The organism is Labrenzia sp. R5_0 (genome assembly GCF_017743835.1).
Classification (GTDB): domain Bacteria; phylum Pseudomonadota; class Alphaproteobacteria; order Rhizobiales; family Stappiaceae; genus Roseibium; species Roseibium algicola.
Window position 1 is genome coordinate 1514026 of sequence record NZ_JAGHRK010000001.1, and the last position, 24902, is coordinate 1538927.

A 24902-nucleotide genomic window follows, 5' to 3' on the forward strand; every position below is an offset into this window, starting at 1 on the left:
CCCATGGAGAAATGCTGGAAAAGGCTAGATACATAAAAAATCGTATTTCTTCTGAGTGTTGTTAAGAAGCGTCGATGCGTTGCAAGAACAGATTTTGAAAATCTCTTGAAAAACAAACGCCCCGCACGAGGGCGGGGCGTTTTTTGGTGTTCGGCTGCGGATCAGACGTTGCTGTCCGGGAAAGAGGCCTTGCGTTCGGTCATGAAAGCCAGCAGCGCCTCGTCGATGCCCGGGTCAAGTTCGGGGCCCGTGTAACCCGCCAATTGTTCCTTCCAGCGGGCATTGGCACGTTGTGCGGCATCCAGTTGCCCGTCTGCGAGCCATTGCTCGTAGGAGTTATTGTCGGCGATCGAGGACCTGAAGAACGCGCTCTCGAAATTGCGCTGCGTGTGCGCAGCGCCGAGGAAATGGCCACCGGGACCGACTTCCTGAAGCGCGTCCATCGCCAGAGTTTCATCAGAGATTTCGATGCCCTTGGCAAGTACATGCATCATGCCGAGCTGGTCGGCATCCATGACGAACTTTTCGTAGGAAGAGCACAATCCGCCTTCCAGCCAGCCGGCTGCGTGAAGGCAGAAATTCACACCTGATTGCAAGGTGGCCAGAATGGTCTGCGCGGATTCCTGCGCAGATTGCGCATCCGGGCTCTTGGATGCGGTGAACGAGCCACCTGAACGGAACGGCAGGTTGAGCCTGCGGGCGAGTTTTGCTGCCCCGTTGAGAAGCAGGGAGCCTTCCGGACTGCCGAAAGTCGGGGCACCGGACTGCATGGAGATCGAACTGACGAAGGCACCGAAAACGACCGGAGTACCGGGACGAATCAACTGGGTCAGGGCACAGCCGGCCAGAGCCTCGGCCAGCACTTGCGACAGCGTACCGGCAACGGTTACCGGGCTCATGGCGCCTGCCAGGATAAACGGCGAAACGATACAAGCCTGATTGTGCTTGGCATAAACCTTGAGAGCACCAAGCATGGTGGCGTCGAAAACCAGTGGTGAATTGGCGTTGATCAGCTGGATCATGACGCAGTTCTGATCGACGAAGTCCTCACCGAAGGTGATCTGCGCCATCTTCACGGAATCTTCGGCGCGTTCCGGTGCGGTGACCGACCCCATGAACGGCTTGTCGGAATATTTGATATGGGAATAGACCATATCGAAGTGCCGCTTGTTGACCGGAAGGTCGACAGGCTCACAGACGGTGCCGCCGGAATGATGCATCCACGGTGACATGTAGGCGAGCTTCACGAAGTTGCGGAAGTCCTCGATCGTGCCGTACCGCCGGCCCTTGTCGAGATCGGTGACGAAAGGGGGGCCGTAGACCGGAGCAAAGACAAGATTGTTGCCGCCGATTTCAACGTTGCGCGCAGGGTTGCGGGCATGCTGGGTAAATTGGGAAGGGGCCGTCTTTACCAGCTCCTGAAGCATGCCCTTTGGAAAGCGGACACGTTCGCCGTCGACTTCCGCACCGGCTTCTTTCCAGATACCGATAACTTCGGGGTCGTCACGGAATTCAAGGCCGATTTCAGCGAGAATGCGGTCGGTATTGGCTTCGATCCGTTCCGCGCCTTCATCGCTCAAAATGTCGAAGTTCGGAATGTTGCGCGAAATGTAGGGAATGGCCAGGCCGGCAGGTCCGGCTTGCCGGCGCTCGCGGCGGGCGCTTCTTCCTCGACGGCCAGATGGGGCGGCGTCTGACATCTTATGCTCCCAAGATGATTTTGGTTGCGCGTAGTCTTTATCAGGAGCCCTGACAACCCGGCTCCATAACCGTCGCACAATACCGTAAAAGCGTCATGGCGCTTTGTTGCTTCATTTTCGCTGGAAAGTCCATTGACTTCGCACAGTGAAAAGTGGTTTCGGAATTGGCGACCAAGCGAAGGTCGAGGTCACCTTGCCGTACAGAAATACCGCCTTTACGCCTAACCGCGCAGGCCAGGGCTTCGTAGAAGATAATTTGCGCACATGGATTTCCCGGTGCGGTCTGCTATTGCAGAAACAGGCCTGAAAACGGGCGAAGACGACACCAACAAGACGAAAGACTGCTGAATGTCCAAGCTGGAAGAGCTCCTTGCCCAGAAAGGGGCGTTGCTTGCCGATGGTGCAACCGGAACGAACCTGTTCGAAATGGGTCTCGTTTCCGGTGACGCTCCGGAATTATGGAACACGGACGAACCGGAAAAGATCACTGCGCTTCACAAGTCGTTTGTCGATGCGGGATCCGACATCATTCTGACCAATACCTTCGGCTGCAATCGTCATCGGCTGAAGTTGCACAAGGCGGAGGATCGCGTCAGGGAACTCAACATTGCCGCCGTCAAGCTGGCGCGCGATGTGGCCGAAGCTTCCGGACGGACGGTTCTGATCGGAGGTTCCGTCGGACCGACCGGCGAACTTTTCCAGCCCCTTGGCGCACTCAGCTATGAAGAGGGTGTTGCAGCCTTCAAGGAACAGATGGAAGGCCTTGTTGAAGGTGGTGCCGACATTTTGTGGGTCGAAACCATGTCAGCCGTCGAAGAAATGAAGGCCGCCGCTGAAGCAGCGCAGAATTTCGACTTGCCATTGGTCATTACTGCCAGTTTCGATACAGCCGGCAAGACGATGATGGGTCTTTCACCCAAGGGGCTTGGCGACCTTCAGAGCCAGTTTGCCTGCACGCCCGTCGCGATCGGGTCCAATTGCGGTGTCGGTGCGTCGGATCTGCTGGCAGCGATCATGGACATCACCGAAGCCTATCCTGATGCGATAATCGTGGCGAAAGCCAACTGCGGCATCCCTCAGATCAAGGGCGATGAAGTGGTCTACACCGGAACGCCGGAGCTGATGGCAAAATACGCACATATGGCCCTTGATGCAGGTGCGCGTATTGTCGGTGGCTGCTGCGGTACGTCGCCAATCCATCTGGCTGCAATGCGCGCAGCCTTGGATGCCCACAAGGCGGGTGCCCGGCCGACGCTGAACGAGGTGATCACCGAAATCGGTCCGCTTGTTTCGCCTCCGAACAAGGAAGCTGATGCCGCCCGCGCAGAAAACGACGGTTCGGGCTCCGGTCGGCGCAGGGGGCGCAGGCGCAGCTAGATCTTGCGCTCAAGCCACAAGTCAGGGTTTTAAAAAGGCGCCAATCGGCGCCTTTTTTCGTCGAAAGTCCAGCAACAGTGTTGCAGCTGTCACGTAAGCCCTCTAACGCATCCCGATCGTTTTGCGGATGGCCGGCAAGTCGCGATGATGCTTGAGCAGGAACTGCGCGCCGTCCGACCCGCAAGCTTATGGAACCGCTTCGAGCCTGAAGCCAGAAACGGACACATGTTTTGCGCCCTGTTGGACTTGCACTGATTGCTCTCGCTGCCCTGATCCCTCTTTTCTGGTTCGCCCCGATGGCTGCGTCGCGAGATCCGGTGGCGCTTTTCAGCCAGTATCTTGGAACCGCTGCATTGATCGTGATGGGGATCAACCAATTCCTGGCGACGCGCGTGCCGGGGCTGGAACTGGTGTTCGGGCCGCTCGACCGGATCTACGTTTTGCACAAATGGCTGGGTATCATCGCGATGGTGGGCCTGGGACTGCACGACATCATCGATGCGGATATGGACGGTTTGCGTGGCGGACCGCTGGCCGATGCTGCTGAAGACATAGGTGAGGTGAGCCTTTACGGTCTTCTGATCCTGGTGCTGGCATCCGTCATCACCTTCATTCCCTACCACTTGTGGAAATGGAGCCATCGGTTGATCGGCGTCTTCTTTTTCATGGGAGTATTCCACTACTTCTTCATTGAAAAGCCGTTCGCGAACGCAGACCCGCTCGGGCTTTACGTTTCTGCGTTCTGTGTGCTCGGCCTTGTTTCCTATGTCTGGATGTCAGTTCTGCGGCCCTTGGCACCACGTGGCCACGCCTACAAGGTTGCCTCCGTTCGTCACATCAATGGCCTGACGGAAGTGCTCCTGGAGCCCAGGGGGCGAGGGCTGAAACATGTGGCCGGACAGTTCGCGTTCCTTTCGGTAAAGGGAGGAGGCTTGACGGAGGAACATCCGTTTACGCTCAGTGCCGCGCCACGCGATGACAGGTCGCTGCGATTCACGATCAAGGATCTCGGCGACTACACCAGCCGCCTGTACCGCGAACTGAAGGAAGGTATGGAGGCTACGGTTTCCGGTCCTTATGGCAATTTCTCGATGCCGTCTGGACGGGACCCTCAGGTGTGGGTTGCCGCCGGTGTCGGAATAACTCCCTTCCTTGCGTTTGCGCAGAGCCTGAAACACCGGGAGAGTGGGCCGGTAAAGCTCTACTATTGTGTGCGCGAGCGTGGCGACATTCCATATGTGGTTGACCTTCAGCAATTGGCCGAAGAAACCGGCAAGCTTGAGCTGATAATCGTCAATTCGCTTGAAGGCGTCAGACTGACGCCCGAACGGATTGTCGAAGACCTGAAGGGCGATTTACGCAATGCCCATGTCTACTTTTGCGGGCCTGCGCCTCTTCGCAAGACACTGAAGAGCAGCCTCGTGTTGAAGGGCTTGAGAGCCAGCCGGTTTCACTTCGAGGAGTTTCAGATGCGAACCGGTATTGGCCTGGGCAGACTGGCGGTCTGGCTTTGGGATCGGGGAATTTACGCCATCGAAAAACGCCGCGCCGAAAAGACACAGCCAGCAGAATAGGGCCTCCGATCTGCGAAAGCCCACTTCGTGCGGGAATGGCGCTTATTGCAGCCAGGGGGCTGACGCACTCCAGAAGATGATGTCAACGCCAAGATAATCGGTGGCAAACTTGATAAATTCCGATCGGGTAAAGGTCTTGCCCGTTTCCGGATTGATGTACTCCAATGTGGGCTCCTGGATCGCCATCGCAATCACCGGCAATTTGTCCTTGAACTGGTGAAAGAAGGGGTAGGAATTCTTCATCTGTGCCTTTCGATGCGGAACGATATCGGGACCGCCCAGACCGATTCCGAGTTCGGCTGCCTTTTCGAAACTGCGCTGCATGTAGCCTTCACTGTTTTCCCACTCGCATGGCCAGAAGTTGACGTATTGAACGACATGGGACGCCTGGAACGCTTTGCGCGCATGGACCATGTTTTCCAGTGTCGCGTTGAAATAGGCGTCGCAACTGAAGCCCGTCTCGTCCTTGCGTCTGTCAATGTCGATCGAGCTTTCCGGCAGGTTGAGGCCTTCGATGCGGCCATCGAACTGGTCCGCCAGGGCGGTCAATAGAGCCTGGTAACGGGTGCGAACCGCTTCGTTCCATTGAACGGCTACCCAGCCTTCTGGTGTCGGGGTTTCGGCTTCACTGTCGTCCACCTGTCGGGCAAGGCCGCCTGCATAGAGCGGATCCTTCAGCAAATAGTCCGGCACAAAGCGAGCACCTTCCCAGAAGAAGCGGTCCTGAAGTTGGAGAAAAAACGCCTTGTCGAATTTTTGGGCTACAGCGAGGTCCCGCTCGATTGCGGAAAAGTCATAACGACCTTTTTCCGGTTCCAGCATTCGCCAGTTGTAGAGGATCTGAACGCCGGAAATCGCTGGATTGTGCAATAGTTCACGTGTCTCGGAAAACGCGCCTGCACTGGTGTAGAGGTAATGTTTGACGTCGGCCAGGGCGATACCGGGGAACGTCATCATCAAGACAGCCGCAACAAGCGACGGCAAGGGGCGAAGGCTGCGAGCGGAAAATACTTTGCACAAGGCTGCAATCAGTCTGATCAATTGAAGACCCTCATTATCTGAAAAACGAAAGCCTGACAGAGGACTGAAGTGAGGCCCTTGTGTGTCTGGATCCGCTTTTGCCCAAGAAACGAATTGACGTGAACGTAAGATGAAATCAGATTATGGGTTGAAAAAGAAAGTGGTAGGGGAGGCTACATGACACCGGTTATGACCGAGACTGAAATCATGGAAATGCTGGACAAGGAATTTCCGCAAATCCATGCAGGTGGCCGTGTTTATTCGATCGACAGCGTCTCACCCGGGACAGCGGTCCTGCGCCTTTCCGCCAACGAGCTGCACCTGCGCCCCGGGGGCACAGTCTCCGGTCCTTCCATGATGGCGCTTGCGGACCTGGCCGCCTATGTCGTGATCCTGGCTCATATTGGCCCGGTTGCGCTTGCCGTGACCACAAATCTCAACATCAACTTTCTGCGGAAACCTGAGGCAGGAGATCTTCTCGCCACGTGCCGCCTGTTGAAACTCGGCAAGCGACTTGCCGTTGTCGATTGCGAAATTGCAGGTGAGGGACAGGAAGAACTCGTGGCTCATGCCACCGCGACCTATTCCGTTCCTCCCCGCTGATTGTATCCGGACTGGCGGCCTCGATGTCAGGCTGATTGCCTGCCGCGCCTTAGGGCATTACGAGTTTCTCCTTCGGGACTGCAGAAATGGAGGCCCGGTTCATTGGGCCGGCCAACTGTTCGAATCTTGTCAGATCGGGAAGCTTTTGGCCATTTTTCCTGATCTGGTTGGGGCGATAGACATTGGCCGATACGGGGAATGCAGGCATCACCGTTGTCCGGATGATCAGCATCTGGCCAGGTTTGGCACCGATTTATGGGTTCTAATTTGCGGTATTATAATACCGTTTTTTTAAGTCATTGAAAAATATAAAGAAATAAGAGGGCTGTCGAAAATATCGTGCTTGACGCTTATTCTGGGTGAGCGTATAAGCGCCTCCGAACGAAATTTCGGTCCGTTCGCTGGCTTGATACAGGCCGCGCGGGCCTTTTCTTTAACCGACCAGTACGGATCAATCTCATGAAGACCTTCTCTGCCAAGCCGGCTGAGGTCGAGAAAAAGTGGATCTTGATCGACGCAGAAGGAATGGTTGTCGGCCGTCTCGCCGCATTCATCGCCAATCACCTGCGTGGCAAGCATCTGCCGACCTTCACGCCTCACATTGACACCGGTGACAACGTCATCGTCATCAATGCCGACAAGGTTGTGTTCACCGGCCGCAAGTACGACAACAAGAAGTACTACTGGCACACCGGCCACCCGGGCGGCATCAAGGAGCGCACAGCACGTGCAATCCTCGAAGGTCGTTTCCCGGAGCGCGTCCTGGAAAAAGCCGTTCAGCGCATGATGCCGGGCGGTCCTCTGTCCAACAAGCAGCTGAAGAACCTCAAGGTCTACGCTGGTCCGACCCACCCGCATGAAGCTCAGTCGCCGGAACTCGTCGACGTCAAGGGCCTCAACGCAAAGAATGATGGCAAGAGGGCTTAACGATGGCTGAGCTGCAATCCCTGGAAGAACTGGGCGGTGCGGTCGAAACCGCTGCCCCCGAAGCTCCGGTCCATGTCCAGAAGCTGGACGCCAATGGCCGTGCATATGCAACCGGCAAGCGTAAAGATGCTATTGCCCGCGTCTGGATCAAGCCGGGCACCGGCAAGATCGTGATCAACAAGAAGGACTACACCGAGTATTTCGCTCGCCCGGTTCTTCAGATGATCCTTCAGCAGCCGATCATGCTGACCGACCGTGCAGGCCAGTACGACGTTATCGCAACGGTTACCGGTGGTGGTCTTTCCGGTCAGGCTGGCGCTGTGCGTCACGGCCTGTCCAAGGCTCTGACCCACTATGAGCCGGAACTGCGTGCGGTTCTGAAGAAGAACGGCTTCCTGACCCGCGACAGCCGCGTTGTTGAACGTAAGAAGTTCGGTAAGCGCAAGGCACGCCGGTCGTTCCAGTTCTCCAAGCGTTAATCGCTGGATCTGGAAGTTACCAGTTCGAAAAACCCGCCGGAGCGATCCGGCGGGTTTTTTGTTGGCATCAATGCCTGCTAGGGCTTTGGCACGTTTGCAGCCACGCATGACGAGGACAATCCGCTGAGTTCGAATGTGAAAGATCACGCATCTGCAACCCAGGCAAAATTTCTGTCTGGAAGTCTGTTTCGCCATGTGACCGTGATGTCCCTGACCGCGTCTATCGGTCTGATGGCGATCTTTGCTGTCGATTTTGTCGACATGATCTTCATTTCCATGCTGGGCAAGGCGGAACTGGCGGCGGCAGTCGGATATGCCGGTGCGATCCTTTTCTTCACCACCTCGTTCAACATTGGTGTTGCCATTGCCGCCGGTGCGCTGGTGGCCAGGGCACTGGGGGCAGGGGACAAAGAGGAGGCACGGCAACAGGCTTCAAATGCTCTTACAGCGGGTTTCCTTTTCAGCGCGGTCTTTGCACTGGCCGTCTGGGTTTCGCTGGGGCCGCTTGTCACGTTGATCGGCGCAACCGGTCGAACCCATGATCTCGCGGTTCATTACCTGGCAATCATCGTTCCGACGTTGCCTCTTTTATTGCTGGGCATGGCAGGCGGAGCTGTTCTGAGAGCGCATGGCGATGCCCGGTGGGCGATGATGTCGACCATTGTCGGCGGGCTGGTGAATGCAGTGCTTGATCCGATTTTGATCTTCGGCTTCGACCTGGAACTGACAGGGGCAGCAATAGCCAGCGCAGCGTCCCGCGTCGCCATTGCCGTGTTCGCGCTGTTACCGATCTTCCGCTACCACGGTGGCCTGAGTTTGCCGCGCCCGAAGGCCCTTTTCAGGGACATGTCGCCAATTGCCGCGATTGCCTGTCCAGCAATTCTCACCCAACTCGCAACACCGGTGGGGCAGGCCTGGGTTACCCGGTCAATGGCCGAATTCGGTGAAGAGGCCGTGGCCGGCATGGCGGTTGTCGCGAGAATGTCGCCTCTCGCCTTTGCAACCATCTTTGCGTTGTCTGGAGCCGTGGGACCCATCGTGGGGCAGAACTATGGGGCGGGACGGTTCGACCGGGTGCGTGACACGTTGCGCGAAGCGCTTCTGTTTACGGCACTTGTGGTCGGCCTGGCCGCGCTGGTTCTATTCATGCTCCGTGAACCGATCGCGCATCTGTTCGAAGCCGAAGGCGTTGCCCTGACCCTGATTTTCCTTTTCTGCGGTCCCTTGGCGCTGGCCTTCTTTTTCAACGGTGCCATCTTTGTTGCGAACGCCTGCTTCAACAATCTGGGTCGGCCGTTCTATTCAACCATGCTCAACTGGGGACGGCACACGGTTGGTACGATTCCCTTCGTCTGGATCGGCGGAGCGCTGTATGGAGCGCCAGGTGTCCTGATCGGTCAGGCAGCCGGAGGCGTCTTGTTCGGTGTCGCTGCCATCCTCATCGTGCGTGGTGTCATTCGCTCCGTCGAACAGCATCATGAGAAACCGAGAGAACCGGGGCTCTTTCAGCGTCAGGCGCGTCAGGTCATCCTGTTCTTTTCAAGAAGGTAGCAGGACAATCACATTCGACCCGGTTTGACCGGAGGCAACTTGTGGGTGACGCGCTCACTTCGGCTTCTGCGGCCACTGATACGGATCAGCTGCTGGAACTTCGGGCATTCCATGTGTGACGGTGCAGGACAGTCGGCGACGTGACGGATCATGTCGCGAAGTGCTTCCAGCGTGTGGATTTGCCTGTCGAGTTCATCTGCTCTCATGTGAAGGCCTGGCCGTGAGAGGGCGGGGCGGCCGTCGGAGCCGAACATTGACTTGATCTCTTCCAGCGAAAAGCCGCCCGTCTTGCCAAGCGTGATCAGGGCAAGCTGGTCCAGCACCTCCGGTCCGAACAGGCGCTTCAGCCCCCGGCGACCGACGGACGTGATCAAACCCTTTTCCTCGTAGTGGCGAATGGCCGATGCAGCGATGCCTGTTTGCTTCGATACTTCGGAAATATCCATTAATTTCATCTATTGACCTCAAGTCGACTTGAATTTGTAGGCTGTGCTCCTGGCTTTCAAAAGGCAAGGAAAATCCATTATGTCTTCTCAACCTCGATCAACAGGTCGACCGCTCTGGCTGGAAACGGCAGCAATCGCGCTGCTGATGACGGCAACCTTGAAAATCATGGCGAATGCGACCATCAGCCCGGCGCTTCCCGCGCTCGAGGCAAGCTTTCCGGATGAACCCGCGGCGGCCTATCTGACCCGCTTCCTGGTCGCGGCGCCGTCGCTGTCCGTTGTTCTGATCGCACCGTTCGCCGGGCTGGCGGCAGACAGGTTCGGAAGAGGTCCGCTACTGCTGGCTGGTGTTCTTCTGTTTGCCTTTGCCGGTAGCGCTGGAGCCTACCTGCCAGACCTGCAGTCGATCCTGGTGAGTCGTCTTTTGCTGGGTGTTGCGGTCGCCATGACGATGACTGCGCAGGTTGCGCTGGTTGGGGACCTGTTTTCCGGTCAGCGCCGAAGTGCTTTCATGGGATGGCAGACGGCGGCGATCAATTTCAGTGGCTTCCTGTTCATCGGCTTTGCCGGCTGGCTTGCAGGCCTGTCTCCACGTTTGCCGTTCCTGGTCTATTTGTTGCCTGTTCTGCTGGTGCCGCTGTTGCTGCCGATCCTGCAACAGGAAAGAAACACTCGCCGCGAGAGTGCGGCCAACACAGCCGCAAATGCAGACCTTGCCCCGCAAAAGGGATGGCTTGTTCCCGCACTGGCAGTTGGCCTGTTGACCATGGTCACCGTCATGTTCTTTTTCCTGATGCCCAGCCAGTTGCCGTATTATCTGGATGAAAACGGCATCGATAGCGCTTCTGGAACGGCAATGGGGCTAGGTGCATTGACACTGACCGGAGGCCTGGTTGCGATTGCCTACAAGAGGATCAGCTCCCTTGTCGGCCTGTCTGCGTCTTTCGGCATCGGCTTTGTGTTGATGGGGCTGGGATTCGCCGTTCTTTCGATAGACGCCCTCTGGCCTCTCATCCTCGGCGGTGCCGCTCTGGTCGGAGCGGGCTATTCGATGGTTCAACCGTCGTTCTTGCTGCTCGCCTTGCAAGTGGCTCCGGAAGAACGCCGTGGTAGTGTTTCGGGCATCGTGACAACGGCGATGTTTCTGGGCCAGGTCGTCTCGCCGCTACTCCTGACCATGCCCATTCAGGACTTCGGTTTTGCCGCCGTCTACCGTGGAACGGCGCTGGCGCTGTTCCTGTTTTCCGCTGCCGGATTCAGCTTGTTGCTGTTTCGCCCGTTCCGGGCAAGGCACGCAGGCTGAGGCGGCCATAAGCCGGGGCATGTAGGCTTGCCCCGGCAAAGTGTCAGGACTTCAAGGCCTGTCCTGCAGCGTAGGTTTCAACGACTGCACGATCGTCGCCAAGGGTTTGCAGCACGAAAAGTTCTTCCGAGAGACTTTCGGCAGTCTCCATCCGCAAGGCCATCGGTTGGGTCGCGCGTGCATCGAGCACGACAAGATCTGCATCCGTGCCCGGCTCCAGGGTGCCGATCCTGTCTTGCAGTGAAAGCGCTTCGGCATTGCCAAGCGTTATCCAGTGGAAACAGGCAAGCGGATGCAGCCGCTGACGCTGGAGCTGCAGAACCTTGTAGCCTTCATCGAGCGTGCGCAGCATCGAATAGTTGGTGCCGCCGCCAACGTCGGTGGCGATGGCCGTGCGAACGCCAGCCTGCTCCAACCCGGCCTTGTTGAAGAGACCGCTGCCAAGGAACAGGTTTGACGTCGGGCAGAAAACGGCAACGGAGCCGGTTTCCCGCATGACGCCAAGTTCCCGGTCGTTCATATGTATGCAGTGACCGAGCAAGGTCTTTCGGCCGAGCAGGCCAAACCCTTCGTAAACGCCAAGATAGTCCGCCGCTTCCGGGTAGAGCTCCAGCGTGTAGGCGATTTCGTTGTGGTTTTCGTTGATGTGGGTCTGCAAATGGCAGTCCGGATATTCCCCCAACAAAGTTCCGGCAGCTTCAAGCTGCCCGGGTGTCGACGTGATTGCAAAGCGCGGGGTGACGACATAATGTGCCCGTCCGCGTCCATTCCATTTTTTCAGCAAAGCCTTGCTGTTGTCATAGGCGCTTTGAGCAGTGTCGCAAAGGTCGGCAGGCGCGTTCCGGTCCATCATCGTCTTGCCACCCAGCATCAACATGCCGCGCCGTTCCGCCTCCTCGAAATAGGCGTCGACCGAGGCGGGATGGCTGGAACAATAGGCGGAGGCCGTGGTGGTGCCATGGGCAACAAGCGCGTCATAAAAGGCCTTGGCGATCCGTTCCCCATGAGCCTTGTCCGCAAACTTCATTTCTGCCGGGAACGTGTAGTCGTTCAGCCAGTCCAGCAGTTGATCCGCCCAGGACGCAATCACCTGTGCTTGGGGGAAATGTATATGGGTGTCAATGAAGCCGGGCAGGATCAGATGTGGCCGATGATCGATGATGGCCGTTCCTTCATCGGCGGAGGCAGCAACGTCCGCAAACTCGCCGCAAGCAGCAATCTTGCCGCCACGAAGCAGAAGCGCACCGTCCTCGATATAGCTGTAGGCGTCCGTGTCATCCGGCCCATTGGGGGCGGCGGAAAAAGAAAGCAGCCTGCCGCGCAGGATCTTCGGGGTCATGTCTGCCACGGCAGGAATTCCTCATGGAGATGGACCGGCAATTGCCGGTTTGTTCCACGTTTTAGTCCTGAGGGCGCAAGGCGACAACGGTTCCGTGTTGGTATCCCGTGGATCGCCGCGAAATCCGGAGAAAGACGGGAAACAATCCTGAGGACAAAAAATGTGTGTGAGGCAAGCCGACTTTATTGCCCGGATCCTGTCAGGGAAAATAGCGCTCCACCCAGGGCTGCCAGTGTGGCGAGAATGGCAAGGCAGGCATAAAACGTGAAAATGGTGGCCGCACCTTCCGGAGGTGCGGTGTTTTCGTTTCTGGCGTTCCAGGCCGTTGGTGCCGGGTCCTGCGCCGAATTTCTGTCATAGCCAGCCATCCTGACTTCAGGCTAACCGGCAAGAGATAATCTCGCGTAAACAATCGGGGACTTCAAAAGAGCGGCAATGATCGGGGGGGGGCTCAGAAACTCAGGAGCCTTCAGTTACCTCGATCGTCACGTGGCCGATGCCATGCCTTGTCTTCAACCGCTCGCGGATCTGCTGCAAAACGGCATCCGGACTGTCTTCCGGTTTCAAGATGGCATGCATGGTGGCATTCACCTTGCCTTCGGCCAGCGACCAGAGATGGATGTGATAAACGTCGGCGAGGCCAGGGACTTCATTCAGCAGATCGGTTTTCAGGGTGTCCCTGTCGATGTCTGCCGGTGCACCTTCCAGCAGGATATGCGCGGACTGGCGCATCACGGCGACCGCAGAACGAACAATCAGCACAGCGACGAAAACCGACAGGATCGGGTCAATCGGATACCAACCCGTGAAATAGATGACGATAGCGGCCGCGATGGCCGCAACGGAGCCGAGAAGATCGCCGAGCACGTGCAGGATCGCAGAGCGCATGTTGAGCGATCCGTCTCCGCCACGCTGCAGAATGAAAAAGGCGCCGATATTCACCAGAAGGCCGATAACGGCAATGATGAACATCGGACCTGCAAGCACGGTCTCCGGCTCCATGAAACGCCCGGCAGCTTCCACGCAGATCCAGCCTGTCACGACCAGCAGGAATATGGAATTGGCGAAGGCAATCAGCACCGGCAACCGGTCGCGGCCATATGTCAGCCGGGCATCTGCAGGTTTCTTGGATTGCTGAAAGGCCCACCAGGCCAAGCCCAGTGATGCGGCATCCGTAACCATGTGGACGGCGTCCGCCATCAGAGCCAGAGAACCTGAAAGCCAGCCACCGATCAGCTCCGCAAACATGAAGGCAGCGATCAAAAGACCTGCCCATGCAACAGCGCGCGCGTTCTTGTCCGTCACTTCAGGGGTGTGATCATGGTCATGCCCTTGACCATGATCATGGTCGTGAGAATGGCCGTGCACACTGCCGTCGGCATGGTCGTGATGGCCGCTGTCGCTCATGGCTGTGATCCTTCCTTTGCACGGAGAGGTGGGCGACCCGATCTTTCGACATATCCCCACGGTTGACAAGAAGCGGAACCGGAACAGCACCAAAGACACGGGGGACAAGTGCTGGCTCAACACTCCGTAGCGGACCTTGCGGCCTGGGATTGGCGGGACGATCCATCACTGGTAAAACCTGAAATACCGTCCTCGGGTGTCCGGTAAATGACACACCCGGCAGTCCGTGCCGCTTGATCCGGAGCGGCGCAAAAATCCTGCCACACCAGACTTCAAGGATATTGTCATGTCAGCAGAATTGCCGCGGGAAACCGACAACGCATTTCTGGGTAAATCGGTCAAGGGCGGTTCGCATGAACCGACCTATGCAGGCGCGCTGTCCTTCATGCGTCGCCGCTATAGTCGCGATCTGACCGGGATTGACCTGGCGGTTTGGGGCATCCCGTTTGATGCGTCTGTTTCCAATCGTCCGGGGGCTCGGTTCGGTCCTCAGGGGGTGCGCCGCGCATCCGCCATTTTCGACGGCGACCCGCAATATCCGTTCGAAATGGACCCTTTCGAGGTTCTTGCCTGCGTGGACTACGGCGACTGTGTTTTCGACTATGGCCGCAACGCCGATATTCCCGGACACATCCAGTCTCAGGCCTCTGATATTCTGGCTTCCGGAGCGCATCTGTTTTCCATCGGTGGCGATCATTTCGTCACCTATCCGCTTCTCAAGGCGCATGTGGCCAAACATGGTCCGCTCGCTCTGGTGCAATTCGATGCCCATCAGGACACCTGGAACGATGAAGGCGACCGGATCGACCACGGCACTTTCACCGGACGCGCCGTGCGAGAAGGCCTTGTCGACCCGGACCGTTCGATCCAGATCGGCATCCGTACCCATGCCCCAGAAACTTGCGGGCTGGAAATCATTCATGGCTATGAGATGGACGAATTGGGTATCGGCGGTGTGATCGACAGGATCAAGGCCCGGGTGGGCAATGGCCCGGCCTATATGACATTCGACATCGATTGCCTTGATCCGGCGTTTGCTCCCGGTACCGGTACGCCTGTTTCCGGCGGCCTGTCCTCTCGCGAGGCATTGTCGATCCTGCGTGGGCTGGGGTCATTGAACTTCGTCGGTGGTGATGTTGTCGAAGTCGCACCGGCTTATGACCATGCCGATATCACCTCGATTGCCGGCGCTAGCGTCGCGCTGACCTACATTTGCCTGCTTGCTGAAAAGCGCAAACAGGAAGGCTGAGGCCAGAACAGGGGCAACATGGAAACGATCCTCAGCTTCCGATTTGTCAAAACGCCGGGCAGCATGCCGCTGCCGCCCGGTGTCGCCAGGCAGTTCAAGGTGTTTGGCGCCGGGCAAAGTCTGGAGGAAGCACCTGCCATGGTGTTCGAACTGGACAAGCCACACATGAGAGGCGTCACAAGCATCCGCATCGGCTCACAGACTGCCTGGGCACTCGAGTGCAGATCCAGGTCCGGTACTGGCAGCTGGGAACTGAGGACCGGTGCCGACGTCAGCATCGGACAAATCGGGGGACGGGGATCTTTGAAGCAGGGCTGGCAACTGGAAGTCCCAGGAGGCAATGTTCAGTTCAGCCTTGCCAATCCTGACAGTGTCGCCAAACAAGCTGTCCGCACGATGCTTGGTGGCGACACGGAAGCTCTGTTGCTGTTGGCAGACGGTAATCCAGCGGGGACGCTGGTCCGCAAACATCGGGATCAGGCAGAGGGCAAGAAAGCCGGTTTGCTGTCAGGTTTGAAGAGATTCGTGACGGGCAGGGATTGGGTGCTCGACATTCACGAGCCGGATTTGCGCAGCAAGATCGCGGTTCAGGAGCAGCAAGTTGCGCTTGCCGCACTTGGTCTGGTCGCCATCGTGAGTCTGGAGTTGAGCACAGCTGACTGAACAGCGACCCGCTTCAGGGAGACACTCAAAGGAAATCAGCCGTGTTTGCTGCGCGCTGCCTTCCCGGGAAGGTTGTCGTTGTGCGGAACAGCAGTCCAGAACCGGTAGAGCGGGGTTTTGTCCTTCATGGTCTGGTAAAGCTGGATCAACTTGCCGAAGCTGACGAATTGGGCCGCATACGCAACGGCCAGACCTGTCAGTGACAGGATTGGCGATGACAGGAAGCCGCCGAGCAACGCAATCAGCCCACCCATCCAGAAAACGAGATAAAGCGTTGTTATCCGGGCACTGTCGGTGGCGGGAACGGGGAGGAACAATCTGTTGAGCCAGATCTTTTCTCCAAAGCTCACTCGTTTGGCCCAACTGGTGGCCTTGCCGGTCTCACCGACAAGCCTGGGGACTGCAATCACGCCCGCCAGAACCGCAAAAGCGAGCAGAAGTGCGCCCCAGACACCAAGCCAGGCTTGCGTCCACAAGGCACCGGTCAACATGCCAGGTGCGAGTATCTTCATGAAAGTTGCCAGGGCAGGCGCTGGCTTGCCGGTCGCTGCTTTGGGCAGAAGAACGGGAGCTCTCAGGCCGTTGGCATCTTTCAATGCCGGACGGGCAAGGGGGCTCGGGTGACGTTGCGTGGTTTGCATATGCTGAAGCCGGCCTTTCGGATATCCGGCAATCTTACCCGGCGAAATGGGGACTTGGCAAACAACATTCTGTCGCAAGCAACAGTAAAGATCGTGAAAAATACCTAGGCCAGGGCCAGGTATCACTAAGTATTTGAATCGATCTCTCCTAGAGATTTTGGTGTAGTTTCAATGCGCTTGCCCGGATGGGCTAGTTCGATTGATGAATAACAAATCGCTAATGAGTAAAAAGGCCTGCATTCTGTTCAGTTCATTGTTTTTTAGTTTGAAATCGGCAAAGATGGCCAAATACTTGAGAGTGATAAATCCAATCAATTGGACTGGAGCATGGTCTTACAAACAAGCCAGGATGAAGGGGACGCGGAGAATAGCGAAATAGTCTCGTCCCTGGCCTCCGAGCTGGATCGGCTTAACCACATCACGAAGCTGTCAAGAAGTGACGAACTTCGCCTCAGCGGCGACTGGCTTCATACACTGCTTAACGAGGTTTCCGATTATCTCTATGTGAAGGACCGCAGCTCGCGCTTTGTCATGGCGAACTTGCAGGTCGCGCTTGATGTCGGTCTCGATGACGCTTCGCAATTGATCGGCAAGACCGATCTGGAGCTGCATCCGGAGGAGACCGGGTCCAAGTTCCATGCCATCGAACAGGAGATAATGGCCTCGAATATTCCGCGTATCGATTTCGAGGAGCCGTCAATTCTGGCGAACGGCAAGCGGAAATGGTTCTCTTCGTCCAAGTACCCGGTCACAAACAGCAAGGGTGAAGTCGTCGGCATTGTTGGCCTCTCGCGGGACATCACCGAGCGCAAACGGGCGTTACTGCTGCAGCAGGGGCAGAACAAGGTCCTTCAGGAAATTGCCGCGGGCAGTCCCTTGAACGAGGTGTTGACGACACTCGTGTTGACCATTGAAGACCAGCTCGATGGAGTTATGGGGTCGATCATGCTTGTGGATGACACAGGCGAGCATCTTCTGGCGACTGTCGGTCCCAACCTGCCGCAAGACTACCTGGACATCACCGATGGCATACCCGTGAGCCCGAAAATGGGTTCATGCGGAACCGCTGTGTTCCGCCGCGAGAGTGTCATCGTCGAAGATATCCAGAAGGACCGACTGTGGGAGGATGTACGCGACCTTGTTGCTCCTTTCGAATTGCGGTCCTGCTGGTCGGTGCCGTTTTTCGGCAAGGACAGCAAGGTTCTGGGCACGTTTGGGCTCTACACCAAGTCAACGCGCAGCCCGACGGATCACGAGCTGAAGCTTGCACTGGAAGCCGCCCGGCTTGCGTCCGTAGCGGTCGAGCGTGACCGAGCCGAACGCAAGATCCGTTATCTGGCCAATCACGACGTTCTGACAGGCTTGCCCAATCGGCAGGAGTTCAAGACCAAGCTGGAAGAAAAGGTGTCCGAAAGTGACAGGACCGGCGTGCCTGTTGCCGTCGTTTTTGTCGATCTCGATAATTTCAAGTTCGTCAACGACAGCTTCGGACATGCGATAGGCGACCAGGTGCTGATGATTGTCGCGGAACGGATCATGGCCGTCCACGACGGTGCACATCAGGCCATCCGTTTCGGGGGCGACGAATTTGTCCTGATTGTCGACCGTGACACGGCAGAGAAAGCCGCCCTCAACGAATTCATGGCAAGGCTGCGGGACGAGATCACCAAAACGATCCAGATCGATGACCTGTCGTTCCATGTTACCTGCAGCATTGGTGCTGCCTGTTACCCGCAGGATGCAGACAGTGCGGCACAGCTTTTACGGAATGCCGACAAGGCGATGTTCGAAGCAAAGTCCGCAGGACGTGACAGCTTCAAGGTCTACGAGCAGACCCGTCCGGAACGTTCGGTCAACAAGCTGACACTTCTGGAGGAAATGCGGACCGGCATCGAGAACGGCGAGTTTTTCCTGGAATACCAGCCGCAATACAATCTGGTTAGCGGCCGTATCGTAGGTGCGGAAGCGCTGGTGCGCTGGCAACATCCGGCACTTGGTCGCATGATGCCGGGCGAGTTCATCACCCTGGCGGAAGAAAGTGGCCTGATCGTGCCTCTGGGCAGATGGGTGACACGCGAAGCCTGCCGGCAGAACAAGGAATGGCAGGAAAGCGGCCTGATGCCGATTACGGTTGGCGTCAATGTTTCCGCCCGCCAGTTCCGGGACGACGGTTTGATTTCGGATGTTCGCGATGCACTCGAGGAAACCGGACTTGCCGCGACCTACCTTGAACTGGAGCTGACCGAAAGCCTGTTGATCAAGAATGCAGATCAGGCCGTTGGACTGATGGACGATTTCCGCCGGCTGGGCGTGAAGCTCGCCATAGATGATTTCGGCACCGGGTATTCAAGTCTCGCCGCGCTGAAAAGCTTTCCGCTGACAAGGCTCAAGATCGACCGCAGCTTCATCAGTGATCTGGATTTCGACGAAAGCGACCGGTGTATCGCAAAAGCCATCATTTCCCTCGGGCGGGAACTTGGGCTCTGTGTCGTGGCTGAGGGCGTGGAAACCGCAAAGCAGCAGGCCTTTCTTGCCAGCTGCCGTTGTGAAGTCGTCCAGGGCTATCATTTCGGTCGCCCGATGGCCGCCCGCAAGTTCGGCAAGCTGCTGGCCATGACATTGACGCCTCTGGACGCACATTTCGGGTAGGAAATTTCAAGGCCTACAGGATCTGAGTGTCAAAATCGCCCGTTAATGCCCAAAAATTCGGTTAGAATGTCCGCACGAATTTCTGGCGTATGCCGTCTGCCGGTGAATACCGACCAGATTGCTTTCGCGTGATCGTGAGAGTTCTTTCGAAGACGTAGCCCGTCTCCGCCACAGCGAAATTTATGCCAGCGATGCACAATTCGACTCTTACCTGGGTCGTCTGAGGATGGAGCTGCAGCACTCACATTCATCGACCTAGGAATCCAAAGTTTGTCCAGAACGACGGTGTATCCCTCGCCAGTTTGTATCTCTGACTCCGGGCCTGTGCTGCGTTTGTTTGGATTGAACGGATATTGAAACGCAATGACTCGGACGTCTCCTTCGGAAAAAGATCCAATAAAAGAATAGGTTATCCGGAACGATAAGGTTTGCTCAAAGTAACCGTCTTCAAGGGCGATGATTGGCCCAGCCGCAAGTAATTCGCCTCTGAACACAAACTCTGAACGCAGCACACTTCGCAGTTCTGGTCCCCGACCTGACACGCAAGCCTCGGAGGGTTCGGAAATCAACCAAGCTGCTAGAAACGCGGTCAAAAACTTGAACAAAGGCAAAGCGGTTCTCGTTGATGTCGGGATTTCTATATATTTTGAAGAACCGACTATGGTCGTTAGTTATGCATTGCACGCACTACCAAATGAACTTCGCGCAGGAGCGCTTCTGCTAGTTAACTAGACCTTGGTCATCACATAAGAGCCGGGCGCATCTTCAAGGATCTTGACCCGGTTCGCACCTGGTTTGCGAGCCTTGACCTTGGCGTCGTCATGCGAACGGATCCACTGATCCCAGTAAGGCCACCAGGAACCAGGGTGTTCCTCGGCATTCTTGAGCCAGTTTTCCAGAGTTCCCTTGGCTTCCGCGCCTGTCCAGAACTGGTATTTCTTCTTTGCAGGAGGGTTGACCACACCGGCAATATGCCCGGAACCGGCCAGCACATAATCGACCGGGCCACCGAAACAGCCTGACCCCAGAAAGACCGATTTCGGCGGTGCGATGTGGTCTTCACGCGTTGCAAGGTTGAAGATCGGAATGGTCACCTTGGAGAGATCCAGGTGCTCGCCTGCGATTTCCATTTCGCCCTTGGACAGCTTGTTGTCCAGATAACAGTTGCGCAGATAGAACGAATGGTTCGCGGCGGGCATGCGCGTGGAATCCGAGTTCCAGTAGAGCAGGTCAAACGGGAAGGGGTCTTGGCCTTTCAGATAATTGTTGACCACATAGGACCAGATCAGATCGTTGGAGCGCAGCATGTTGAAGGCGGACGACATCTTGGAGCCGTCCAGATAGCCGTGTTCTGCCATCCTCTTTTCAAGGACCGAGATCTGTTCTTCATCGACGAATACCTTCAGGTCACCTGCGAAAGTGAAGTCGACCTGTGTGGTGAAGAAGGTCGCGGTCTTGATGCGGTCGTCGCCGATCTTTGCCATATAGGCAAGCGTGACCGCCAGCAATGTGCCGCCGACGCAGTAACCGATGGAATTGACCTCTTCCTGGCGCGTTGCCCGCTTGATGACGTCGAGCGTATTGAGGATGCCTTCCTTCATATAATGCTCGAAGCTCTTTTGAGCCTGGCGTTCGTCCGGGTTGACCCAGGAAATGACAAACACCGTGTGACCCTGGTCGACCGCCCACTTGATGAAGGATTTTTCCGGATTGAGGTCGAGAATGTAGAACTTGTTGATCCACGGCGGAACGATCAGCAGGGGACGCTTCAGGACCTCGTCTGTAGATGGCGAATACTGGATTACCTGGCAGACGTCATTCTGCGAGATCACCTTGCCTGGCGTGGTGCCGAGGTTCTCTCCGAGCTTGAATTTTGTCGGGTCGGTCTGGCGGATCTTCAGCTCGCCCTTGCCGGTTTTCAGATCCTCGACCAGGTGCCGCATGCCCTTGACCAGGTTTTCGCCGTTGCTTTCAAGTGTCAGACGTAACAGCTCGGGGTTTGTAAGCACGAAATTGGACGGGGAGACGGCATTGGCGATCTGGGTAACGTAGAATTCGGCCTTGTGGCGTGTGTGCTCATCCAGTCCCTGGGCGTCGTGGACCATGTCCTCCGCCCATTTGCTGGTGATCAGGTAGAGCTGCTTGATGAAATCGAAGAACTGGTTTTTTTCCCAGTCCGGATCGGCAAAGCGCTTGTCACGTGCCGGCGTTTCGATCGCCGGTGTAGACGGTTCGCCCATCATCCGTTTCAGCGAGGAATTCCAGAGATCGATATAGCCACTCCACAAGCGCGACTGGGCCTCGACGGCGCGCTGCGGATCGGACGCCCAGTATTCGCCAACCTGAGCGAGGGTCTTTACGACACCGGTCAGCTCGTCGGTCGAATCGTGGGTGATCTTGCCCTGTTCCCGGGGCTCGATATAGGCCGCCAGTGCCTTGCCTGCCTGCTCGAGCGTCTTTGCAAGATTCTGTGCAAAGGCTTCCGGGTTGTTGATGATATACTGCAACATGGGATGGTCGCGGTCATCAGCCATAGGCAGGGATTTCCTCCGGTTGTCTTGCCCCATTCAGCCCACGAAAGGCCTGTGAGCCCTTGTTGTTCAATCGCGTTATCTTGTTATTTTTTCGCCGATATTTTGAACTATCGGCTATTTATGACACAAGGTAACGTCTCCGTCGATTGGATTTCAATCCACGTTCAGGCCCTCTGGCTAGTGGAAATTTGTGACGATCGGATGGACGAGGAAACAAAGTGGTGGAGGATCGGTTGAGCTGCATGCGGAACGTGCTGGCACTGGGTGGGTGCCTGCTTCTCGCCTTTGGATTGTCGGCATGCGCCGTCGGGCCAGGGACACCCTTGCTTGATGCGCTGAAAACCGAACCCGGGCAGGGGAGAGGCAACGTCCCGGCACCGAAAGGCTATGGTGCAATCGTCAATCCCGGCGAGTCTTCCGGCCTCATCAATCCGAAGGAGAGGCAAGAGACGCAGGCCTATCTGGAAACACTTGCGTCTGAGTGACGCAGGGGACGATGCCCAATACATATGCGGATGATGTGAGGTGGCTAAAGAAGATAAAATATTGATAAATATACGGATTAAATCTTTCCTTTACGACTGGCGGTCTAGGCTGCAAGCCTTGATCGCAAGGCCTTTGTTTTCATGACGCTCGATACACCGACACTGTTTACCTGCATTATGATTGCCGAGTTTGCCGGTAGCGTCATCCTGTTCCTTTTTTACATGTTCTGGCCCGGGCGGAGTGTTGCCTGTTCGAGAAGCCTCGCCCTGTGGTCTGCAGGAATGTTTCTGGCGGCTTGTGGGACGGTTCTCCTTGCATTTCGCGGGACAATTCCGGACCTTTTCAGTATCGTTGCCGCTAATTTCCTGGTCATTCTCGGGACCGGCCTGAGGCGAAGCGGCTTCGCCGTGTTCCTGGGCCGCAGCGGTCATGTCTGGGTGTTCGCAACGATAGCGTTTGCCTGGCTCGTTCTATGCCAGTTTCCCGAATTTCAGGACAACTTCCTCACCCGGGTGAATTATGTTCAGTCGGTGCTGATCCTGAGTGGTCTCTGGGTCGTTTGGATGGCGTTCTTCGAAAATCGGGAGAAACTCTATTCAGCACGTATGCTTGGCATGACAACGCTGGTCGAAACCGCGGGGTTCATGTGGTTTACCTTTCACCAGAACATACTGCTGTTCCCGTCCTTCCAGTCGACGTTCACGGAAGGGTTCATGAGCACCTACCTGATCACCGTTCTGTTTTCGATCATCATGACGATCGTCCTGCCGGCTTCCATGGTCATCGAACGATCCTTGCACGGTTTCAGGGAGCAGGCTCTTCAGGACGACCTGACAGCTCTGCCGAACCGACGGGCGTTTCTCAACGATGCGGAGGACTGGATCGCTTCGAACTCCTCCCCAAAGGGCATTTACAGCCTCATCCTGTTTGACATGGACCAGTTCAAATCGGTGAACGAGCGTTTCGGTCAGGCGATGGGAGATGCGCTCCTGCAGCTATTCGCGCGCATCTTGAAGGATACCCTGGTCGAAAACGCCATTTCAGGGCGGGTGGGCGGTGCCGGATTCGCCGTGTTCCTGCCGGAGGGCAACAAGGAACTCGCCCATTTGACTGCCCAGAGAATCTGCAGGCGTTTCGGGCTGGAATGTCAGGAAGCGTCTGGCGGCCGGCTGATGGTGACAGCGAGCGTCGGTCTGGTGAGTGCCAGCGTTTCGACGCCGCTGGAGCGTGCGATGGAAGCTGCCGAAGGTGGCCTGCACAGGGCAAAGAAACAGGGCCGCGCACAAATCGTCACGATGGATCTTGCGCCCAATGGCCGGCTTATCAAGGACGCAAAAAGAACCGGTTTTTCCGTGCTTCGGAAAAAGGCGGCCTGACCTCTTCCTTTCTTTGATCGCCGCGACACGCCCGGCACAATGGATTGATGGATCCGGCTCCGGAAGGCGGTCCGCTTACTGCTCCCTTGCCATTCACTCCTCGCCAGATTTTTGCTCCTGCACACCGCGATTTGTAGGACATTTAAGCCGTTAGTGGAGCTCTGGCAGGCGAGGACTACTGCCAAAGCAATCATGTTCTAAAAAACGCTACAAATTTAGTCGGCTAGCGACGCAAAGACGGGTGCGTATTTTTATTCGGACTGCTAAAAGAGCCCCGCTGCGCCGTCGCCGCGCCCGGCAAGGGAGCGCAGCTGATACTGTCAACTCGCAAGGATTCGCGTCATGGAGGAATTCCATAAGATCAAGCGGCTGCCGCCGTATGTGTTCGAACAGGTGAACCGTTTGAAGGCGAAGGCGCGCGCGGCGGGGGCGGACATTATCGATCTTGGCATGGGCAACCCTGACCTGCCGACACCGAAGCACATTGTCGACAAGCTGACCGAAGTCGTGCAGGACCCACGCACGCACCGTTATTCCGCATCCAAGGGCATCGGAGGCCTGCGCAAGGCACAAGCGGCTTATTACGGTCGCCGGTTTGGCGTGAAACTGGATCCCGATACCCAGGTGATCGCGACACTCGGCTCCAAGGAAGGCTTCGCCAACATGGCGCAGGCCATCTCCGCACCCGGGGATGTGATTCTGAGCCCCAATCCCAGCTATCCGATTCACACCTTCGGCTTCTTGATGGCTGGTGCCTCGATCCGCAACATTCCGGCGGAACCGGGCCCGGCGTTCTTCGATGCGCTTGAACGCGCGGTGATCCATTCCGTGCCGAAGCCGATCGCAATCATTCTATGCTACCCGGCGAACCCGACGTCTTATTGCGCGGATCTCGACTTCTACAAGGACGTGGTCGCATTCGCTCGCAAGCACAACATCTTCATCCTGTCTGACCTGGCTTACTCCGAAATCTATTTCGGTGCGACACCGCCGCCGTCGGTTCTGCAGGTGCCGGGTGCCATGGATGTCACCGTCGAATTCACGTCACTTTCGAAGACCTTCTCCATGCCGGGTTGGCGCATGGGCTTTGCTGTCGGCAACGAGCGGCTGATTGCTGCGTTGTCGCGGGTGAAATCCTATCTCGATTACGGGGCCTTCACACCCATTCAGGTTGCAGCAACCGCGGCCTTGAACGGATCGGATGACTGCATCCGTGAAACCCGCGAGATCTACAAGAAGCGCCGCGATGTGGTGGTCGACAGTTTCGGCAGGGCCGGCTGGGATATTCCGGCACCGGAAGCCAGCATGTTCTGCTGGGCACCGATCCCCGAGAAGTTCCGGGCGCTCGGCAGTCTGGAATACTCCAAGCTGCTACTGGAAAAGGCGGAAGTGGCCGTCGCACCAGGTATCGGTTTCGGTGAACACGGAGACGAGTACGTCCGCATCGGACTGGTGGAAAACGAACAAAGACTGCGTCAGGCAGCCAGAAATATCCGCCGCTTCCTTGAAACTGCGGATCAAAAGCTGCACAACGTCATCCCGCTCGGGACCAAAGGTTGATAAGAACTGGACTCATTT

The 24902-nt window shown here is 56.8% G+C and carries 22 protein-coding genes; 13 read left to right on the forward strand and 9 right to left on the reverse strand.

The window, feature by feature from the left end; genetic code table 11:
• Positions 1–161: 161 nt before the first annotated feature.
• Positions 162–1700 (reverse strand): trimethylamine methyltransferase family protein, encoded by a 1539-nt coding sequence (locus tag J7447_RS06880; RefSeq protein ID WP_209169149.1) that lies wholly within the window; start codon positions 1698–1700, stop codon positions 162–164.
• A 348-nt stretch (positions 1701–2048) separates the two neighbouring features.
• Here J7447_RS06880 and bmt point away from each other — a divergent pair, with 348 nt between their 5' ends.
• Both bmt and J7447_RS06890 read left to right on the forward strand, forming a co-directional pair.
• Positions 2049–3077, forward strand: coding sequence for a betaine--homocysteine S-methyltransferase (gene bmt, locus J7447_RS06885; protein ID WP_209169150.1), 1029 nt, complete (start codon positions 2049–2051; stop codon positions 3075–3077).
• A 296-nt stretch (positions 3078–3373) separates the two neighbouring features.
• Entirely contained in the window at positions 3374–4651 is a 1278-nt protein-coding gene (locus J7447_RS06890; RefSeq protein ID WP_209169151.1) for a ferredoxin reductase family protein, read from the forward strand.
• Positions 4652–4693: 42 nt separating this feature from the next.
• On the opposite strand, the gene J7447_RS06895 is transcribed toward J7447_RS06890, so the two are convergent.
• Positions 4694–5608, reverse strand: a complete 915-nt coding sequence (locus J7447_RS06895) for a hypothetical protein (protein ID WP_209169152.1) — start codon at positions 5606–5608, stop codon at positions 4694–4696.
• A gap of 240 nt (positions 5609–5848) precedes the next feature.
• Here J7447_RS06895 and J7447_RS06900 point away from each other — a divergent pair, with 240 nt between their 5' ends.
• The 4 genes from J7447_RS06900 (at position 5849) to J7447_RS06915 (ending at position 9231) form a co-directional block, all read left to right on the forward strand.
• The gene (locus tag J7447_RS06900) at positions 5849–6274 is read left to right on the forward strand and encodes a PaaI family thioesterase (protein WP_209169153.1); all 426 of its coding nucleotides are present in this window, start codon (positions 5849–5851) and stop codon (positions 6272–6274) included.
• A gap of 459 nt (positions 6275–6733) precedes the next feature.
• Complete coding sequence (rplM, locus tag J7447_RS06905; RefSeq protein WP_006935155.1) at positions 6734–7201, forward strand: 50S ribosomal protein L13; 468 nt, start codon at positions 6734–6736, stop codon at positions 7199–7201.
• Between the two features lie 2 nt (positions 7202–7203).
• Positions 7204–7680, forward strand: coding sequence for a 30S ribosomal protein S9 (rpsI, locus tag J7447_RS06910; RefSeq protein WP_022999426.1), 477 nt, complete (start codon positions 7204–7206; stop codon positions 7678–7680).
• 135 nt (positions 7681–7815) lie between these two features.
• Complete coding sequence (locus J7447_RS06915) at positions 7816–9231, forward strand: MATE family efflux transporter (RefSeq protein WP_209169154.1); 1416 nt, start codon at positions 7816–7818, stop codon at positions 9229–9231.
• Between the two features lie 8 nt (positions 9232–9239).
• On the opposite strand, the gene J7447_RS06920 is transcribed toward J7447_RS06915, so the two are convergent.
• Positions 9240–9686 carry a helix-turn-helix domain-containing protein gene (locus J7447_RS06920; protein WP_051990147.1) on the reverse strand — a complete coding sequence of 149 codons (447 nt, stop codon included), beginning with the start codon at positions 9684–9686 and terminating at the stop codon, positions 9240–9242.
• A gap of 70 nt (positions 9687–9756) precedes the next feature.
• Here J7447_RS06920 and J7447_RS06925 point away from each other — a divergent pair, with 70 nt between their 5' ends.
• Entirely contained in the window at positions 9757–10980 is a 1224-nt protein-coding gene (locus J7447_RS06925) for an MFS transporter (protein ID WP_209169155.1), read from the forward strand.
• 43 nt (positions 10981–11023) lie between these two features.
• Here J7447_RS06925 and guaD read toward each other — a convergent pair whose 3' ends face one another.
• The 3 genes from guaD to J7447_RS06940 form a co-directional block, all read right to left on the reverse strand.
• Complete coding sequence (gene guaD / locus J7447_RS06930; RefSeq protein ID WP_209169387.1) at positions 11024–12319, reverse strand: guanine deaminase; 1296 nt, start codon at positions 12317–12319, stop codon at positions 11024–11026.
• 182 nt (positions 12320–12501) lie between these two features.
• Positions 12502–12687 carry a hypothetical protein gene (locus tag J7447_RS06935; protein WP_077293015.1) on the reverse strand — a complete coding sequence of 62 codons (186 nt, stop codon included), beginning with the start codon at positions 12685–12687 and terminating at the stop codon, positions 12502–12504.
• A gap of 91 nt (positions 12688–12778) precedes the next feature.
• A complete protein-coding gene (locus J7447_RS06940) occupies positions 12779–13726 on the reverse strand; it encodes a cation diffusion facilitator family transporter (protein WP_209169156.1) in 948 nt (315 codons plus the stop codon).
• Between the two features lie 286 nt (positions 13727–14012).
• On the opposite strand from J7447_RS06940, the gene speB reads away from it, so the two are divergent.
• Together speB and J7447_RS06950 are read left to right on the forward strand one after the other, a co-directional pair.
• The gene (speB, locus tag J7447_RS06945) at positions 14013–14975 is read left to right on the forward strand and encodes an agmatinase (protein WP_209169157.1); all 963 of its coding nucleotides are present in this window, start codon (positions 14013–14015) and stop codon (positions 14973–14975) included.
• An 18-nt stretch (positions 14976–14993) separates the two neighbouring features.
• Positions 14994–15638, forward strand: a complete 645-nt coding sequence (locus tag J7447_RS06950; protein WP_209169158.1) for a hypothetical protein — start codon at positions 14994–14996, stop codon at positions 15636–15638.
• Positions 15639–15673: 35 nt separating this feature from the next.
• Here the strand turns inward: J7447_RS06950 and J7447_RS06955 are convergent, their stop codons facing one another.
• Complete coding sequence (locus tag J7447_RS06955; RefSeq protein ID WP_152510960.1) at positions 15674–16279, reverse strand: DUF6653 family protein; 606 nt, start codon at positions 16277–16279, stop codon at positions 15674–15676.
• Positions 16280–16606: 327 nt separating this feature from the next.
• Here J7447_RS06955 and J7447_RS06960 point away from each other — a divergent pair, with 327 nt between their 5' ends.
• Positions 16607–18928, forward strand: a complete 2322-nt coding sequence (locus tag J7447_RS06960; protein ID WP_209169159.1) for an EAL domain-containing protein — start codon at positions 16607–16609, stop codon at positions 18926–18928.
• Between the two features lie 29 nt (positions 18929–18957).
• Here the strand turns inward: J7447_RS06960 and J7447_RS06965 are convergent, their stop codons facing one another.
• Together J7447_RS06965 and phaC are read right to left on the reverse strand one after the other, a co-directional pair.
• Entirely contained in the window at positions 18958–19539 is a 582-nt protein-coding gene (locus J7447_RS06965) for a hypothetical protein (protein ID WP_209169160.1), read from the reverse strand.
• A 117-nt stretch (positions 19540–19656) separates the two neighbouring features.
• Entirely contained in the window at positions 19657–21462 is a 1806-nt protein-coding gene (phaC, locus tag J7447_RS06970) for a class I poly(R)-hydroxyalkanoic acid synthase (RefSeq protein WP_055653945.1), read from the reverse strand.
• A gap of 233 nt (positions 21463–21695) precedes the next feature.
• Between phaC and J7447_RS06975 the strand changes: the two genes are divergently transcribed.
• The 3 genes from J7447_RS06975 to J7447_RS06985 all read left to right on the forward strand — a co-directional run bounded on the left by J7447_RS06975 (position 21696) and on the right by J7447_RS06985 (position 24884).
• Positions 21696–21947 carry a hypothetical protein gene (locus J7447_RS06975; RefSeq protein WP_152506738.1) on the forward strand — a complete coding sequence of 84 codons (252 nt, stop codon included), beginning with the start codon at positions 21696–21698 and terminating at the stop codon, positions 21945–21947.
• A 141-nt stretch (positions 21948–22088) separates the two neighbouring features.
• The gene (locus tag J7447_RS06980) at positions 22089–23324 is read left to right on the forward strand and encodes a GGDEF domain-containing protein (protein ID WP_062488910.1); all 1236 of its coding nucleotides are present in this window, start codon (positions 22089–22091) and stop codon (positions 23322–23324) included.
• 342 nt (positions 23325–23666) lie between these two features.
• Positions 23667–24884: an LL-diaminopimelate aminotransferase gene (locus tag J7447_RS06985; RefSeq protein WP_022999411.1), complete on the forward strand. Its 1218-nt coding sequence runs from the start codon at positions 23667–23669 to the stop codon at positions 24882–24884.
• The last annotated feature ends 18 nt before the right edge of the window (positions 24885–24902 follow it).